12 protein-coding genes and 1 pseudogene are annotated in these 14,656 nt (G+C 68.7%); 4 read left to right on the forward strand and 9 right to left on the reverse strand.

What is annotated here, in order from left to right:
* The first annotated feature begins 100 nt into the window (after positions 1-100).
* Positions 101-1,636, forward strand: coding sequence for a chitinase (locus ACWER9_RS23420; RefSeq protein ID WP_452303870.1), 1,536 nt, complete (start codon positions 101-103; stop codon positions 1,634-1,636).
* A gap of 242 nt (positions 1,637-1,878) precedes the next feature.
* On the opposite strand, the gene ACWER9_RS23425 is transcribed toward ACWER9_RS23420, so the two are convergent.
* The 7 genes from ACWER9_RS23425 to ACWER9_RS23455 all read right to left on the reverse strand — a co-directional run bounded on the left by ACWER9_RS23425 (position 1,879) and on the right by ACWER9_RS23455 (position 8,707).
* On the reverse strand, positions 1,879-2,958 hold the full coding sequence (locus tag ACWER9_RS23425; RefSeq protein WP_452303871.1) for an LLM class flavin-dependent oxidoreductase: 1,080 nt from the start codon (positions 2,956-2,958) through the stop codon (positions 1,879-1,881).
* A 206-nt stretch (positions 2,959-3,164) separates the two neighbouring features.
* The gene (locus tag ACWER9_RS23430) at positions 3,165-4,229 is read right to left on the reverse strand and encodes an aldo/keto reductase (protein ID WP_452303872.1); all 1,065 of its coding nucleotides are present in this window, start codon (positions 4,227-4,229) and stop codon (positions 3,165-3,167) included.
* 20 nt (positions 4,230-4,249) lie between these two features.
* The gene (locus ACWER9_RS23435; protein WP_452303873.1) at positions 4,250-5,581 is read right to left on the reverse strand and encodes an LLM class flavin-dependent oxidoreductase; all 1,332 of its coding nucleotides are present in this window, start codon (positions 5,579-5,581) and stop codon (positions 4,250-4,252) included.
* A gap of 2 nt (positions 5,582-5,583) precedes the next feature.
* Positions 5,584-6,321: an ABC transporter ATP-binding protein gene (locus tag ACWER9_RS23440; protein ID WP_452303874.1), complete on the reverse strand. Its 738-nt coding sequence runs from the start codon at positions 6,319-6,321 to the stop codon at positions 5,584-5,586.
* Positions 6,297-7,133, reverse strand: a complete 837-nt coding sequence (locus tag ACWER9_RS23445) for an ABC transporter permease (protein WP_452303875.1) — start codon at positions 7,131-7,133, stop codon at positions 6,297-6,299. Before ACWER9_RS23445 ends, ACWER9_RS23440 begins: the two co-directional genes overlap by 25 nt.
* Positions 7,130-8,194, reverse strand: coding sequence for an ABC transporter substrate-binding protein (locus ACWER9_RS23450; RefSeq protein ID WP_452303876.1), 1,065 nt, complete (start codon positions 8,192-8,194; stop codon positions 7,130-7,132). Before ACWER9_RS23450 ends, ACWER9_RS23445 begins: the two co-directional genes overlap by 4 nt.
* Positions 8,195-8,707 carry a flavin reductase family protein gene (locus tag ACWER9_RS23455; RefSeq protein WP_452303877.1) on the reverse strand — a complete coding sequence of 171 codons (513 nt, stop codon included), beginning with the start codon at positions 8,705-8,707 and terminating at the stop codon, positions 8,195-8,197.
* A 543-nt stretch (positions 8,708-9,250) separates the two neighbouring features.
* Here ACWER9_RS23455 and ACWER9_RS23460 point away from each other — a divergent pair.
* On the forward strand, positions 9,251-9,451 hold the full coding sequence (locus tag ACWER9_RS23460) for a DUF808 family protein (protein ID WP_452303878.1): 201 nt from the start codon (positions 9,251-9,253) through the stop codon (positions 9,449-9,451).
* 302 nt (positions 9,452-9,753) lie between these two features.
* On the opposite strand, the gene ACWER9_RS23465 is transcribed toward ACWER9_RS23460, so the two are convergent.
* Complete coding sequence (locus ACWER9_RS23465) at positions 9,754-10,389, reverse strand: PadR family transcriptional regulator (protein ID WP_452303879.1); 636 nt, start codon at positions 10,387-10,389, stop codon at positions 9,754-9,756.
* 293 nt (positions 10,390-10,682) lie between these two features.
* On the opposite strand from ACWER9_RS23465, the gene ACWER9_RS23470 reads away from it, so the two are divergent.
* Both ACWER9_RS23470 and ACWER9_RS23475 read left to right on the forward strand, forming a co-directional pair.
* Positions 10,683-12,950, forward strand: a complete 2,268-nt coding sequence (locus ACWER9_RS23470) for an MMPL family transporter (protein WP_452303880.1) — start codon at positions 10,683-10,685, stop codon at positions 12,948-12,950.
* A gap of 314 nt (positions 12,951-13,264) precedes the next feature.
* Complete coding sequence (locus tag ACWER9_RS23475) at positions 13,265-14,128, forward strand: RNA polymerase sigma factor (protein ID WP_452303881.1); 864 nt, start codon at positions 13,265-13,267, stop codon at positions 14,126-14,128.
* A gap of 46 nt (positions 14,129-14,174) precedes the next feature.
* On the opposite strand, the pseudogene ACWER9_RS23480 reads toward ACWER9_RS23475, so the two are convergent.
* Positions 14,175-14,407, reverse strand: a pseudogene (locus ACWER9_RS23480) (IS630 family transposase); the annotation flags it as partial.
* Positions 14,408-14,656: the final 249 nt, after the last annotated feature.

Below are 14,656 nucleotides of genomic sequence, written 5' to 3' on the forward strand. Positions count from 1 at the left end.
GCGTCCAAAGACCTCCGCACCCCTGGACATCTTCAGTTAACAAACCTAATAATTAGTCTCCCGTCGATATTCTTCATCGGGCACCCCTCGGGAGGACCGGATGGCGCGCAAACTCCGAACACCGTTCCTGGCTGTCATGGCGGCCCTGGTCTCTGCCGCCGCGGCGACCCTGACCTTTGCATATCCAGCCCTGGCGGCCGGCCCGACGGCCGTGTTCACCAAGACCTCCGATTGGGGCTCCGGCTGGGAGGGCCGCTACACCATCACCAACGGCGGGTCGAGCACGATCACCGGCTGGCAGGTTGCCTTCACCCTGCCGTCGGGCACCACCCTCGGCTCGTACTGGGACGCCACGGTCAGCAGCGTGGGGCAGCGGCACACCTTCACCAACCGCTCGTGGAACGGCACGCTGGCTCCCGGTGCGTCGGCGTCATTCGGCTTCCTGGCCACCGGCTCCGGCTCGCCCGTCGACTGCACGCTCAATGGCGCGCCCTGCGGCGGTGGCGCACCCCCCACCACGGCACCCCCCACGACAACGCCGCCGACCACGGCACCGCCCACCACGACACCACCGACGACCCCGCCGCCCACCAGTCCACCGAACAACGGGCTACCGAAGCACGCCCTGATCGGCTACCTGCACGCCAGCTTCGCCAACGGCGCCGGGTACCTGCGGATGGCCGACGTGCCCGACGACTGGGACATCGTCAACCTCGCCTTCGGCGAACCCACCTCCGTCACCTCCGGCGACATCCGCTTCCAACTCTGCCCCCTTGCCGAGTGTCCGAACGTGGAGACCGAGGCCCAGTTCACCGCGGCGATCCGCGCCAAGCAGCAGCAAGGCAAGAAGGTGCTGCTGTCCATCGGCGGTCAGAACGGGCAGGTGCAACTCACCACGACCACCGCCCGTGACACATTCGTCCGCTCGGTGTCGGCGATCATCGACCGGTACGGCCTCAACGGCCTGGACATCGACTTCGAGGGCCACTCCCTCTACCTCAACGCCGGCGACACCGACTTCCGCAACCCGACCACCCCCGTCGTGGTCAACCTGATCTCCGCGATCCGTGAGCTCAGGCAGCGCTACGGAACCGGCTTCGTGCTCACGATGGCACCGGAGACCTTCTTCGTGCAGCTCGGCTACCAGTTCTACGGCTCAGGCCCGTGGGGTGGCCAAGATCCCAGGGCTGGCTCATACCTGCCGGTGATCCACGCGCTGCGTGATGTCCTTACCGTCCTGCACGTCCAGGACTACAACTCCGGCCCCATCGTCGGGCTCGACGGTCAGTACCACACCATGGGCGGCGCGGACTTCCACATCGCGATGACGGACATGCTGCTGGCCGGCTTCCCCGTCGCCGGGAACGCCAACGCGGTCTTCCCCGCACTGCGCGAGGACCAGGTCGCGTTCGGGGCGCCCTCCTCCACCAGCGCGGGCAACGGTTACCTCGCCCCGGCCGGCGTGCAACAAGCGGTGACCTGCCTCGTCCGAGGCCAGAACTGCGGCACCTACACCCCTCGCAGCGGAACGAACCCCAACTTCCGAGGCCTCATGACCTGGTCGATCAACTGGGACCGCTACTACTCCTGGGAATTCCGGCTCAATCACGGCCCGTTCCTCAAGGCACTGCCCTGACCCGGCAGTGACCTGACCAGCGGGCCCCGCCGCCCGTCAGCGGCCCGAGTCGGCCTCGCGGCCCGGTCCGGATGGACCGGGCCGCGACTGCGGCACCGAGTGGCAACTGTGGTGAGTTGAGAGCCCCGCACACGCAGCGTCCCAGCTGAAGCTGGTCTCTCGTCGTGTTCCCGCGTTCCGTCGGTGGGTTTCACCCGCATCGATGAGGACACTCCTGGCTGTCCGCAGCGGTTGGCCGCGACTCACGCGTGACTGGGTGACCGGGTGCGCAGCAGCGGCAGAAGCTGGTCACCCTGTCGCTTGATCTCGGCCAGGTAGGGCGTGTCGGAGAGCACGAAGTGGGTGATCCCCAGCCGCTGGTACTTGCGCAGCGAGCTCGCTACCTCCTCGGCAGAGCCGACCAGCCAGGTGGTGCCTGCCCCACCGCCACCGAACCTGCCGGGGGTGGTGTAGAGGTTGTCGTCCAGGACCTCTCCGCGCGCGGCGAGGTCGAGCAGCCGGCGCTGACCGACGGCGGCCCGCCAGTTCTGATCACGTGCGGCACCTGTGCCGTTGGCCATCTGGGCGACCTTGGCTTCGGCATCGGCCCAGGCTTGTTCGGTGGTGTCCCGCACCAGTGTGGTGACCCGAAGCCCGAATTCCAGCGGCGGGTGCTCGCGTCCCAGTTTGTCGCTGAGCTGCTTGAGCCGCTCGATTCGATCGGCCACGCCGTCGAGTGGCTCGCCCCAGAAGAGCTGGACGTCGGCCTCGGTGGCGGCCACCTCCTCAGCGGCGGGGGAGGCGCCGCCGAAGTAGAGCCGCGGGTGTCTGCGTTCACCGTGTACGACCGGTCGGAGCGCCAGGTGCGAGTCGGTGACGGCGAAATGTTCTCCCTGGTAGGTGACGCTCTCCTGGGTCCACAGCTTGCGCACGATCTGGAGGAATTCCTTGGTGCGGGCGTAGCGGTGGGTGGGGTCGCTCGCGCCGTCTCCGTATGCGGCCAGGTCGTCCTTGCCGGAGACGATGTTGATGAGCGTTCGGCCCTGGCTGAGGTGGTCGAGGGTCGCGGCGGCGGAGGCGAAGTTGGCGGGCCGCCAGTAGCCGGGCCGGATCGCGATCAGGGGCTGGAATGTCGTCGTGCGGGCGGCGAGTGCGGTGGCCACGGTGAAGGTGTCGGGTCGTCCCCAGCCGGTCCCGATCAGCGCGCCGTCCCACCCGTGGTGCTCGAGGGCCCTGGCGTGGCTGGTGAGCGTGTCCAGGCTGTTGTGGTGTTCGATCACGTCGTCGCCGCGGTGGCCGGGCCGGACCTGGTTCGGGATGTACCAGAGCAACGTGGGACTCATCGGTGGCGGCCTTCCAGCTGGTGAGATGGCGGCAGCGGGCATCGCCCGCAGGGCGGGCGGTGCCCGCTGCGCCTGGGGGTGAACCGGGTCAGGGTCGTGTCACGCCATGCCGGCCCGCTGTGCGTCGATCGTGGTGATGGTCCGCGACCCGGCACGAGGGTCACCAACCAGAACGACGACGTGCGGGGTGGACGAGGGGCTGTCGCTCACGGCGCCACCCCGATCCGCCGCGCCGGTGAGCCGCGGCCACGGCGGTACGCGGGATCGGTCAGCCACGGTGGCTGATAGCCGGCGTCGGCGGGGTTCAGCGTGGTGCCGGGCGGGACGATGGCGTCGATGCGGTCCAGCACGTCCTCGGACAGGGTCACCTTGGCGGCGCCGAGCTGTGACTCCAGGTGCGCAAGGGTACGCGGCCCGATGATCGCCGACGTGACCGCCGGGTGTTCCAGGACGAAGGCGATCGCGAGGTGGATGAGGGTGAGTCCGGCCTCGTCGGCGAGCGCGGCCAGTTCGTCGACGGCGGTCAGCTTGGCGGCGTTGGCGGGCAGGGTCGGATCGAAGCGAGCCGGAAGCCTCTCGGCGCGTCCGGAGATCGGCGCGGTCAGCCCTGAGTGGTAGCGGCCGGACAGCCAGCCGCCTGCAAGCGGGCTCCACGGGATGACCGCCAGACCGTACCGCTGGGCCATCGGTAGCACCTCGCGCTCGATGCCACGGGCCAGAATGGAGTACGGCGGCTGCTCGCTGACCACCCGCTCCCTGCCGCGTCGCTGCGCGATCCACTGCCCTTCGACGATCGCGGACGGCTCGAACGTGGACGTGCCGATGTAACGGATCTTGCCTTGGCGCACCAGGTCGGTGAGCGCGCCCAGGGTCTCGTCGAAGTCGGTGTCCGGCTCCGGCCGGTGTGCCTGGTAGAGGTCGATCCAGTCGGTGCCCAGCCGACGCAGGCTGTTCTCCACCGATCGGACGATCCAGCGGCGCGAGTTGCCGCGGTGCTGCGGGTTGTCACCGACCTGACCGTGGAACTTGGTGGCCAGGAAGACGTCGTCGCGCCGTCCGCCCGCGAGGGCCTTTCCGACGATCTCCTCCGACTCGCCATGGGAGTAGACGTCAGCGGTGTCGATGGCGGTGATGCCCTCGTCGAGGGCCCGGTGGATGATCCGGATGCCGTCCTCGTGGTCCGGGTTGCCCCGTTGTCCGAAGTTCATCGCGCCCAGGGTCAGCGAGCTGATGCGGACGCCGGTGTGGCCGAAGGGTCGTTGGTCGACCATGACTTCTCCTTCGCGGTGGGTCAGCGGGACGCGGTGGTGAGCTGCCGCGTGAACTGGTTGGCGGGTCGGGGCAGCCCGTAGTGCCCGCGCAGGGTGCTCCCGGTGTACTCGGTGCGGAACAACCCACGGCGTTGCAGGATCGGCACGACGTGATCGACGAACGTCTCCAGCCCGGAGGGCAGTACGGGAGGCATGATGTTGAAGCCGTCGGCCGCGCCGCCGCGGTACCACTGCTCGATGGCGTCGGCGACCTGCTCCGGTGTGCCGGCGAAGGTACGGTGCCCGCGCCCGCCGCCGAGCCTGCCGATGAGCTGGCGGACGGTCAGCCGTTCGCGCCGGGCCAGCGTGACGATCAGCGTGTACCGGCTCTTGGCGCCCTCGATCTCGTCCTCGCTCGGCAGGTCGGCGGGCAGTTCCTTGTCCAGGTCCAGGTCCTCCGGAGCGACCCGCAACGTCGTGGCGAGCTGCTGCCGGGCGTACTCCGGTTTGATCAACCGGTCCAGCTCCTCTTCCAGGGCGCGGGCCTCGGCCTCGGTGGCCCCGATGGCCGGAACGATGCCCGGCAGGATCTTGATGCTGTCCGGGTCGCGGCCGACCTGCGCGGCACGCCGCTTGAGGTCGCTGTAGAACGCCTGCGCCTCGGCGAGCGTCTGCTGGGCGGTGAAGACGGCCTCCGCGTAGCGGGCGGCAAGGTCCTTGCCGTCCTCGGACGAACCGGCCTGCACCAGCAGGGGGTAGCCCTGCGGGGAACGTGGGACGTTGAGGGGGCCGGCGACGCGGAAGTGCCGCCCGGAGTGCTCCGGCGGGTAGAGCAGATCGTCGTCGCCCCATCGCCCGGCGTCCTTGTCGCCGAGCGGCGCTGCGTCGTCCCAGCTGTCCCAGAGCTTCAGGGACACCTCGATGAACTCGGCGGCCCGCTCGTACCGGTCACGGTGCGCCGGCAGGTCGTCCAGGTTGAAGTTCCGGGCCGCCTTCTCGCCGGCGGTGGTGACGATGTTCCACCCGGCCCGCCCGCCGCTGATGTGGTCCAGCGACGCGAAGCGGCGGGCCAGGTTGAACGGCTCGTTGTACGTCGTCGACGCGGTCGCGATGAGCCCGATGTGGCTCGTCGCTCCGGCCAGGGCGGTGAGAAGCACTGTTGGTTCCAGTGTGCCGCCCGGCCGTCGACCGATGCTGTTCCACAGCACCGGGCTGTCGGCGAGGAACAACGAGTCGAGCTTGCCGCGCTCGGCGATGCGGGCCAGGCGCGTGAAGTGCTCGACGTCGGTCTGCGCGAACGGGTCGCTCTCGGGCAGCCGCCAGGCCGCCTCGTGGTGGCCGACGCCCATCAGGAACGCGTTGAGGTGCAGCATGCTCATCCTTCCGTCTGGTTGACGCCGAGCGCCCGCAGCAGGGTCTCGCGGTACGCGAGGAACTGCGGCTGTCGGTACGACCGCGGTGTAGGCAGGTCGATGGCGAGGTCGACGGCGATCCGACCGCTGTCCAGCAGGAGCACCCGGTCGGCAAGCGTGATCGCTTCGTCGACGTCATGTGTCACGAGCAGCACCGTGGGTCGGTGCCGGGCATGAAGTACGCGCAGCAGGGCGTGCATGCGCAGTCGGGTCAGCGCGTCCAGCGCGCCGAACGGCTCGTCGGCGAGCAGTAGTTCCGGCTCGGACACCAGCGCCCGGGCCAGCGCCACACGTTGCTGCTCGCCGCCGGACAGCTCGTTGGGCCAGGCCCGCTCCCTCCCGGCGAGGCCGACCTCGGCGAGGGCCGCACGGCCGCGCTCGGTGGCGTCCGGCCCGCGCAGGCCGAGGACGACGTTGTCCAGCACGCGCTGCCAGGGCAGGAGCCGGGCGTCCTGAAAGACGACCGACGAGTTCTCCGGTACGTCGATCAGGCCCGAGCCGGTGGCGTCGCCGTCCAGGCTGGCGAGCGCACGTAGCAGTGTGCTCTTGCCCGAGCCGCTGCGCCCCAGCAGCGCGACGAACTCGCCCGTGCCGATCTCCAGGTCGAATCCGTCGAGGACCACCCGGTCCCCGAACCCTCGCGCCAGGCCCTGCACGCGTACGGCCCGGGATGCGGTCAGTCCGCCAGCGTGCGTCGCCACGACAGGGCCCTCCTCTGCGTCAGCCGGACGGCGCCGTCGGACAGCAGGCCGAGCAGTCCGTACAGCACGAGTCCAACGATGATCACGTCGGTCTGGCCGTACTCGCGGGCCAGCTCCATCATGTAGCCGATGCCGCTGGTCGAGTTGATCTGCTCGACGACCACCAGGGACAGCCATGCCCCGACGACCGCGAACCGCATACCGAGCAGGAAGCCGGGCAGCGCGCCGGGCAGCACGATCCGGCGGACGAAGGCGGTCCGCCGCAGGCGGAGCGACTCGCCCAGCTCGACGTAGCGGCTGTCGATGCTGCGCAGCCCGTTGTGGGTGTGTATGTAGACGGGAACGAACACACCCAACGTGATGGTGATGACCTTCATCTGCTCGCCGATGCCGAACCAGAGGACGAGCAGCGGAATCAGCGCGAGTGCGGGGATGGCTCGCTTGATCTGGATCGGGCCGTCGAGGATGGCCTCGCCCCACCGGCTCAGACCGGCGAGCACGGCCAGCACCAGACCGACGGCGGTGCCGATGGCGAGGCCCAGGCCCGCCCGTTGCGCCGAGATGGCCAGGTTGTCCTGCAGTCGGCCGTCCGCGATGAGGTCACCCGCCGTGATCACTACGGTCCAGGGTGCCGACAGCGTACGGGGGTCGATCCAGCCGGTCGCCGAGCCGGCCGCCCAAACCGCCAGCAGCAGGGTCGGACCGATCGCCGCCCCGAACGGGATCGGGCGGCCCGGCTTGAGCCGGCGCCGCGGCCGGCCGGTGGGAGCAGCGGCGTCCGACCGGGGTCGGGCCAGGGTCGAGGCGCTCACTGGGCACCTCCGGCAGCCAGTGCCTGTGCGCCCACCGACTCGTACCGTCGGTCGTACAGGTCCTCAGCCGTGAGGGGCTTGTTGCCGGTCTCCTTCGCCAGCAGGTCGATGGTCTCCTGGTGCCGGGCGATGGCCTCGGTCCAACTCGTTGGGATGTCGGCCACGCCACTGTTCGCGACCAGCCACCTGCCGTCGTCGGCGGTCAGTCCCTGGTCCTTGACGTAGTACCGCTCGATCCACTCGTCGGGATTGGCCTCGCGCCACCGCCAGGCCCGCGCCCACGCCTGCGTGTACTCGCGGATCGCCGCCGCCTTCGCCGGATCACCGAGCACGGTGACGGGCGCGTACAGGTGACCGGGGTCGTCGCGCAGTCCATGGGCGATCGTCGTCGCGCCGTCGCGGGTGTACTTGGTCTCGTAGCGCTTGATCTGCACCCCGCCGATCGGCGCGACCTCGACCTGGCGGCTCGCGAGCGCGGTCGCGTAGACATCGCCGGTGCTCGGCAGCTCCACCAGCTTGACGTCCTTCTTGGTGAGGCCGGCCTTGTGGAGTACCCGCAGGACGAGCGCTCCCTGCGCCTGCCCGGGGCTGTACGCGATCTTCTTCCCGCGGAGGTCGGCGAGGGTGGCGACCGTGACGCCGGGTGCGATGCCGAGCCGGTAGATGGCGTGGTTGAGTGGGTCCTGGCGGAACTTCGAGGCCACGATCTTCGTGGGGATATTGGTCCAGTGCGAGTGGATCGGCGGGATGTCCGCCACCGAGCCGACGTCCAGCGCCTTCGCACGGAATGCCTCCAGGGTCTGCGGGCCGCCGCTGATGTTCGCCCACTCCACCTCGAAGCTGAACTTGTCCGCCTCGCCGGAGAACTCGATCGCCTTCTGGTGCTCCTTGTCGCCGACGACGAGCTTGGTGCCCTTCGGCACGGCCTGCGGCAGCGGAGCTCCTGCGGCCAACGCCTCAGTGGGTGTGTCGTCACCGGCGCAGGCGGTCAGGCCCAGTGCGACCGCGCCGAGGGTCGCGGACAGGAACGCCCGACGGTCCAGGAGGGATGGTGAGGTCACTTACAACTCCTTTGTCGCTGGTTGCAGGGCGGCGTAACGCCCCATGTGGTAGAGCAGAGGCGCGCCGTCGCCGTGGCTGGCGACAAGCGGCTCGGCGATCACGATGGTGTGGTCGCCCGCGGGCACCCGTTGGGTCACTCGGCAGAGGAGCCACGCGACCGGCTCGTCCAGCAGCGGCACCCGGTGCGGCCCGTACCGCCAGGCTGGATGTGCGGCGAACCGATCGATGCCGCTCGTCGCGAACGTTCGCGCGACGTCCTGCTGGTTCTCACCGAGCAGGTGCACGGCGACGTGCTCCGCGTCGGCGACCGTCGCCCAGCTCGACGACGATCGGGCCAGGCAGAACGACACCAGCGACGGGTGGAGCGACACCGATGTCAGCGAGGTGACGGTGAACCCGACCGGTGGCTCGCCCGCGGCGGTGACCACCGCGACTGCGGCAGCGTGCCGGCGCAGAAGAGTACGGAACAGGTCCGGATCGACCGGAGTCACGGGTTCGGCGATGACGGTCATGGCTGTCCTCCTGGGTCGACGAAGGCAGGTACGCGCCGCCACGGGTACGCGTGGACGCAGATCGGCGAGCAACAGTCGATCGGTGCGAGGAGTCGGCAGCCGGTCATCGTCGAGCCGGCGGCGCGGAGGGAAGGAGAGGGGGTGCGGGCTCAGCGGCAGCAGCCGCTGGCGGCGGTCCAGCCACGGCAGCATCCCCGCGACACCGCGATGGCGGTGCCCTGAAGCAGGGTGTGTTGGCTGGTCACGGATACGACGTTAACCAACAATTCCTATGTGTCAAGTAGGATTTCAGGCCCTGGGACCCGCCCGGTGCCGGGGGCTTGAAATCCTACTTGTTCGGCTGTTCGCCTCCCGCCAAGTCGTCGACCTGATGCGGGTCGCCGCGCAGCTCTGTCGCATGGCGACCCCTCGGTCTGAGCGGGCGGTCCCTGCTCGTCGGTCGTCGTCCCGCCGGCTCGCGTCCGGCAGCTCCCGTTCTCACCGTGCTGACGGTGGTCGGCACCGCCGCGGTGCTGTGGGTGGGCGGACACATCCTGCTGGTGGGTGGGCGTGGGCCAGCTGGGCCTGCACTTTCTGTATCAGGCCGTGCACCACGTGGAGGAGGCCGCGCACGACGCCGCTGGCGTCCTCGGCGAGCTTGTCGGCTGGCTCGTCAACACAGTGGCCAGCGCGATCCTCGGGCTGATCGTCGGTGTGCTGGTCGTACTGGTCTTGACCTTCACCCTCCACCGTCGCGAGTACTAGGCTGTCGCTACGGCGGGCACGACTCGCACTGACGGCGCCCCCTCGGCACCGATCCCCGCAGCTCGGCGTAGCGACGCTTCTGCGGACGGGGCGCCGCGTACCTGACCGCACATCTTCGGCAACTTGACCTCCCGGTCAGATCGCCACGGTCGGCTTTCGTCGCTGGCGAGGGTCGACGCAGATGAAGGTCGGGCAGCCTGGTCGGGTTCGCGCACCATTGCCCAGTACGACGACCAGGCCCGCGAGGGAGGCGACCGCCTGTAGCGCCCGCGACCGCCAAGAGGTGGGGCTGCGTGCGTCAGTCATCGGATCCGCTTCTGTTCCTCCTGGTCGTCCTGTTCGTCCTGTTCGTCCTGGTCGTGCTGGGCGTGCTGGGCGGCGAACCGGGCGGCCGCGGGTCGACCCTCGCCGCGCACCTCGGCCGGCAGGCTGTCGAACCACTTCAGTACCGCTTGCTCGTATATGACGCCGAAGCGCAGGGTCTCCCGCCGGTACAGGTCCGGCACGCGCCCGCTTTCGTCGGTATCCCGAATCACATTCACGTAATCCGCTAGCCGTTCGGCGTGCCGAGCCCGGTGCTCGGCGACGAAGTGCGCAAGTAGTTCAGGGTCGATGTGCTGGCCGAATCCAATGGAGAGCAGCAGTGGGAAGCGGATGTTCTCCTTCCCCGGTTCGCGGTTGACCCATTCGGCGAAGGCGTCCCGGCCGGCATCGGTCAGCTCGTAGGGCCGGCGGTCCCGGGGGCCGCGGGTGCCGGCGGTGATCAGCCCGGCCGCCTCCATAGCGGCGAGTTCGCGGTAGACCTGGCTCTGCGCGAGCGACCAGAAATTGCCGATCAACCGCTCGGCGGCGTTCAGGAGGTCCCAGCCTGTCATCGGCCCCTGGTGCAGGAGACCCAGCATCGAGGCGGCAGTGGAGTTTAATGGTTTGCTGGGCATAGCCGACCTCCTGCGTCGTGGTGCCGGCCGTGTCCGGGTTGGCAGCCCGTCGCGCCCCGTGCGGTGGTGCCGGCACCGGGTCTGGTGCCCGCTCATCCTGCCCGCCCCGGTGTCGTCACGGGCACCAGCGGCCTGGGCAAATCTTTGATCTGGGTGGAGCCGTCTTTCTGACGACCTAGCATAAGGGAAGGTCTTGACGTTCCACTGTGCCAGATGCCAGAGTGGCGATGGGCCGGGCGGTCGTCGATGGGTGGGGGCGACGCTGCGCCGATGCGTTAACACGGGGGGTCGATGTGTTCGGTGTTCTGGGTCGAGCCGCTGTGCGCGGACGTTGGTTGTTCTTGGCACTTTCCCTAGCATTTGTAGTATTTTCCGGTGTCTGGGGCACCGGACTGTTCAGTGCCATGCACGCCGAAGGCGGGTTCGACGACCCGGCCAGCGAGTCCTATCGCGCTCAGGAACGCATTCAGCAGGCCCTGGGGCGCGAGACGGTCGACGTAATCGCGCTGTACGACGGCGCGGGCCGAACCGTGGACGACCCGTCGTTCCGCGCCGCAGTGGATGGCGTCATCGCCGCACTGCCGGCCGACTTGGTCGCTCGGACCACGTCCTACTGGTCTACCAACCAGGATGCTTTCGTCTCGACCGACCGGCGCGCCACGTACGTGGCGATACAACTCGCCGGCGACAACGCGGCCGACCGTGGCGATGCGTTGCGGGAAATCGAAGACGACCTGGCCGCGCCCGGCTTGACGGTGCAGCTCGGCGGGCCAGCGGCGGTGTCACGTGACATCAGCGCCCAGGTCGCCGAGGACATCCTCTTCGCTGAAGCGATCTCCATACCGCTGCTGCTTGTGTTGCTGGTGCTGATCTTCCGCAGCGCGGTCGCGGCGCTGGTGCCGCTACTCGTCGGGGGCCTGGTGATTCTGGGGTCGTTCACCCTGCTGCGGGTGCTCACCTACTGGTTCGACGTGTCGCCGTTCTCTATCAACATCGTCACGATGCTCGGTCTCGGCTTCGCCATCGACTACGCGCTGTTTATCGTCAGCCGGTTCCGGGAGGAACTGCCGATCAGCAGATCGGTCAGCGACGCGATCGTACGCACCATGAACACCGCCGGGCGGACCGTCTTCTTCTCGGGCCTCACCATCGCCATTTCGCTCGCCAGTCTCACCCTCTTCCCCCAGGTCTTTCTACGCTCGATGGGGTTCGGGGGCGTGGCGGCGGTGCTCCTGGCGCTGGTCGGCTCGATGACGATGCTGCCGGCGGTGCTGGCCGTCGTCGGGCATCGGATCAACGCGCTGCGGGTGCCGTTGCCGCGTCGGCGCAGGTCGGTCGAGGCGTCGTCGAAGGATCCCGGTCGTGGCTGGTACCTCTTCGTACACAGGGTGATGCGCCGCCCAGTGCTGACCAGCATCGGCATCGTCGCCCTCCTTCTGGTCCTGGGCGCTCCCTTCCTGCGGGTCGAGTGGGGTAACGCGGACGAGCGAGTACTTCCGGTGGGGTCGGAGAGCCGGACCGTGGCAGAGGTGCTCGACGAGCGCTTCCCAGGCGGCCCTCCACGAATGATCAGCGCTGCGGTGATCCGGTTGGACGGTGCGACTCAGAGCGCCGAGCAGCAGACCGTTGTCCAGGATTACGTCAGCCGGCTCGACGCGGTGTCCGGGGTGGACGGCGCCCAACTCGTCGCCACCGGGCAGGACGTTTCGCGCATCGACCTCCGGTACACACTCGACCCGCAGTCCGAGCAGGCACGGGAGCTGCTCGCCGCGCTGCGTGCCGTGCCCCCGCCGTCGGGGACCGAGGTGCTCTTCACAGGTGGTCCGGCCCAACTGGTCGATCTGCTCGAGTCTGTCGGCAAGCGGTTGCCCTGGATGGGGCTCTTTGTCCTGGTGACCTCGCTAGTGCTGCTGTTCATCGCGTTCGGCTCATTGCTGCTGCCGCTCAAGTCCGTCGTGATGAACCTGCTCTCGTTGAGCGCGTCCTTCGGCGCGCTGGTGCTGATCTTCCAAGATGGCAACCTGGCCGGACCGCTCGCCTTTACACCCACCGGCATGGTCGACGTGACGATGCCTGTCCTCATGCTGGCCATCGCCTTCGGTCTCTCGATGGACTACGAGGTCTTCCTGCTGTCGCGGATCCGGGAACAGTGGGACCGCACCGGTGACCCGATCGAGTCCATCGCAGTCGGCGTCCAACGTACGGCCGGCATTATCACCAGTGCTGCTCTCCTGCTGGTGGTGGTCGTGGGGGCGTTCGCCACCTCTGGAGTCGTCTTCATCAAGATGGTCGGTGTCGGGTTGGTGATCGCCATCGTGGTGGACGCCACCATCGTGCGGGGACTGCTGGTGCCGGCCACGATGCGGCTTCTCGGACGTGCCGCGTGGTGGCTGCCGGCGCCCGTCGCCGGCTGGTGGGATCGGCACGGCATCAAGGAGCACGACGGTCTTCCGGACAGCCCGGGCCAAGAGCCGGCGCCCGCCGGGAACGGGGTGCCGGGCGGTCCTGGTTCGGCGAACGCCAGCGGTGGCGTCGATGTGGTGATCAATCGGAAGAGTTGAGATTCCCGGGTCGGGCACGTCGCCGGTCGGATGACGTACGACGATGCCCAGGTGGGCCTACATGGACGCGGCGAGAGCAAGGAATTATGCCACGTCGGGCGCGGGTGCGTGCCCCCGTGGTCACTTTACGGGCGCGTAAATAAATGCGACCCACGGCCAAAACTTTTTGACAGATCATCAGCGGTCTTCTATGCTGAGTCCTTAATTTTCTTCACATAATTTGAGTTCATAATGTCATCGCTCGGACCAAGTGCAAAGGACTCGTGCAGCAGGAATGCCCGGTCGACCGTGGCCGCCCGGTACGAATATCCGGGATGGTCCCACGTGTCACCGAGGCGCAATTGGGCATTTCTTCACCTTCGGTAGGGGGCCTCGTGAAGAAGTCGGCCACAACGGAGTCGCTCGTATTGACATGTCGAGGGGGGGACGAGGTTGCCTGGGCAACTCTGGTACGCCGGTTCGGTCCGTTGGTCAGCGCGATTGCGCGCTCGTATGGGCTGAGCCAGGCGGACTGCGAGGATGTCAGCCAGGCCACCTGGCTGCGGCTCTGGCGTCGGCTCGATCAATTGCGTCAGCCGGAGCGACTGGCCGAGTGGCTTTCGATGGTGGCTCGGCGCGAGGTGCTACGACATCTGGGTGGCAGGCGATTGCCGGCACCGACAGACGAGGTCGTGGTCCTTGAACGCGGGCAGCGGAGCGCGGCCTCGGCAGAGGAGGAGGTCCTCTCCCGGGAAGGGGCGGAGCGGCTGCGGCAGGCATTCCAGCTGCTGTCCCCTCGTTGTCAGCACATGCTCGCGCTCCTGATGGAAGAGTTCAGCTACGCCCAGGTAGCGCAGTCACTCGGCCTGGCTCCCGGGTCGGTCGGGCCGGTGCGGTCCCGGTGCCTGAACGACCTTCGCAGGGCGCTGAATCAAGTCGATGCCGGCCGGGTGTCGCCGGCGGACGTGCAGGTCCCGGCTTGCGTCTCCGGGGCGGACGGGCGTACCAGCGCTAGACTTGGGGGCCGAGAACTGACGCGGGCCTCTGCATCACCTGCGGCGACGGACATCCGCAAACGGCGGCATCCGTCCGAGGCTGAATGTCCGCGCTTCGGGTTGCCGGCGCCGAGTGTCGCCAACTCAACAGGCGGCGCTGGACGACGTCTGGTCGCCGAGCCACATCGTCGAGACGCTCTCTAGCCCGCGGTGCTAGTGCCCTGAGCACAAACGTTCGCCGGGTTGGTTGGGCGGCCTTGGCTGCCGAGTGGGCCCAGCGGTGTTGTCGTTCGCTGCGGACGCGTAGGCGTTCGCAGCGAGCGGCTAGGACGTCGCGGTGGCGGGCGTTGGCGTTGCGCCAGCGTAGGTATCGGTGCAGGTGAGGGCCCAGTGCGACGTGGATTTGGTGGTCGGCTCCGGCGACCACGAACGTACGTGTGGCCCGAAATGGGCTTCGATCGGGTCGGCCCAGGATGCGTAGGTCGTTAGCCTTGGCCGTCCCGGGTCCACGCAGCCGACCCGGCTGGGTGTGTCACCCAACCTGGCCAACGTTTGTGGTCAGGGCACTAGTGACGTTTGGCCCAGGGGTCACGTCGGGGGGGGGGGGGGGCGCCGGCGCGGCCGCGGCGCGCGCCGGGGGCGGCTTCGGGTGGTGGGTGGCCGCCCCCGCCCCCCCCCCGCCCCCCGCCCCCGGCAGGGCGCGGGGGGGCGGCGGGTCGGGGGCCGGCCGGC

Source organism: Micromonospora sp. NPDC003944, assembly GCF_053605225.1.

What these genes read in the sequence shown, in the direction of transcription:
- ACWER9_RS23420 (WP_452303870.1), top strand. Translation starts at nt 101, where the DNA reads ATGGCGCGCAAACTCCGAACACCGTTCCTGGCTGTCATGGCGGCCCTG.
- ACWER9_RS23435 (WP_452303873.1), bottom strand. Translation starts at nt 5,581, where the DNA reads ATGCTGCACCTCAACGCGTTCCTGATGGGCGTCGGCCACCACGAGGCG.
- ACWER9_RS23465 (WP_452303879.1), bottom strand. Translation starts at nt 10,389, where the DNA reads ATGCCCAGCAAACCATTAAACTCCACTGCCGCCTCGATGCTGGGTCTC.
- ACWER9_RS23455 (WP_452303877.1), bottom strand. Translation starts at nt 8,707, where the DNA reads ATGACCGTCATCGCCGAACCCGTGACTCCGGTCGATCCGGACCTGTTC.
- ACWER9_RS23475 (WP_452303881.1), top strand. Translation starts at nt 13,265, where the DNA reads ATGGTCCCACGTGTCACCGAGGCGCAATTGGGCATTTCTTCACCTTCG.
- ACWER9_RS23430 (WP_452303872.1), bottom strand. Translation starts at nt 4,229, where the DNA reads ATGGTCGACCAACGACCCTTCGGCCACACCGGCGTCCGCATCAGCTCG.
- ACWER9_RS23425 (WP_452303871.1), bottom strand. Translation starts at nt 2,958, where the DNA reads ATGAGTCCCACGTTGCTCTGGTACATCCCGAACCAGGTCCGGCCCGGC.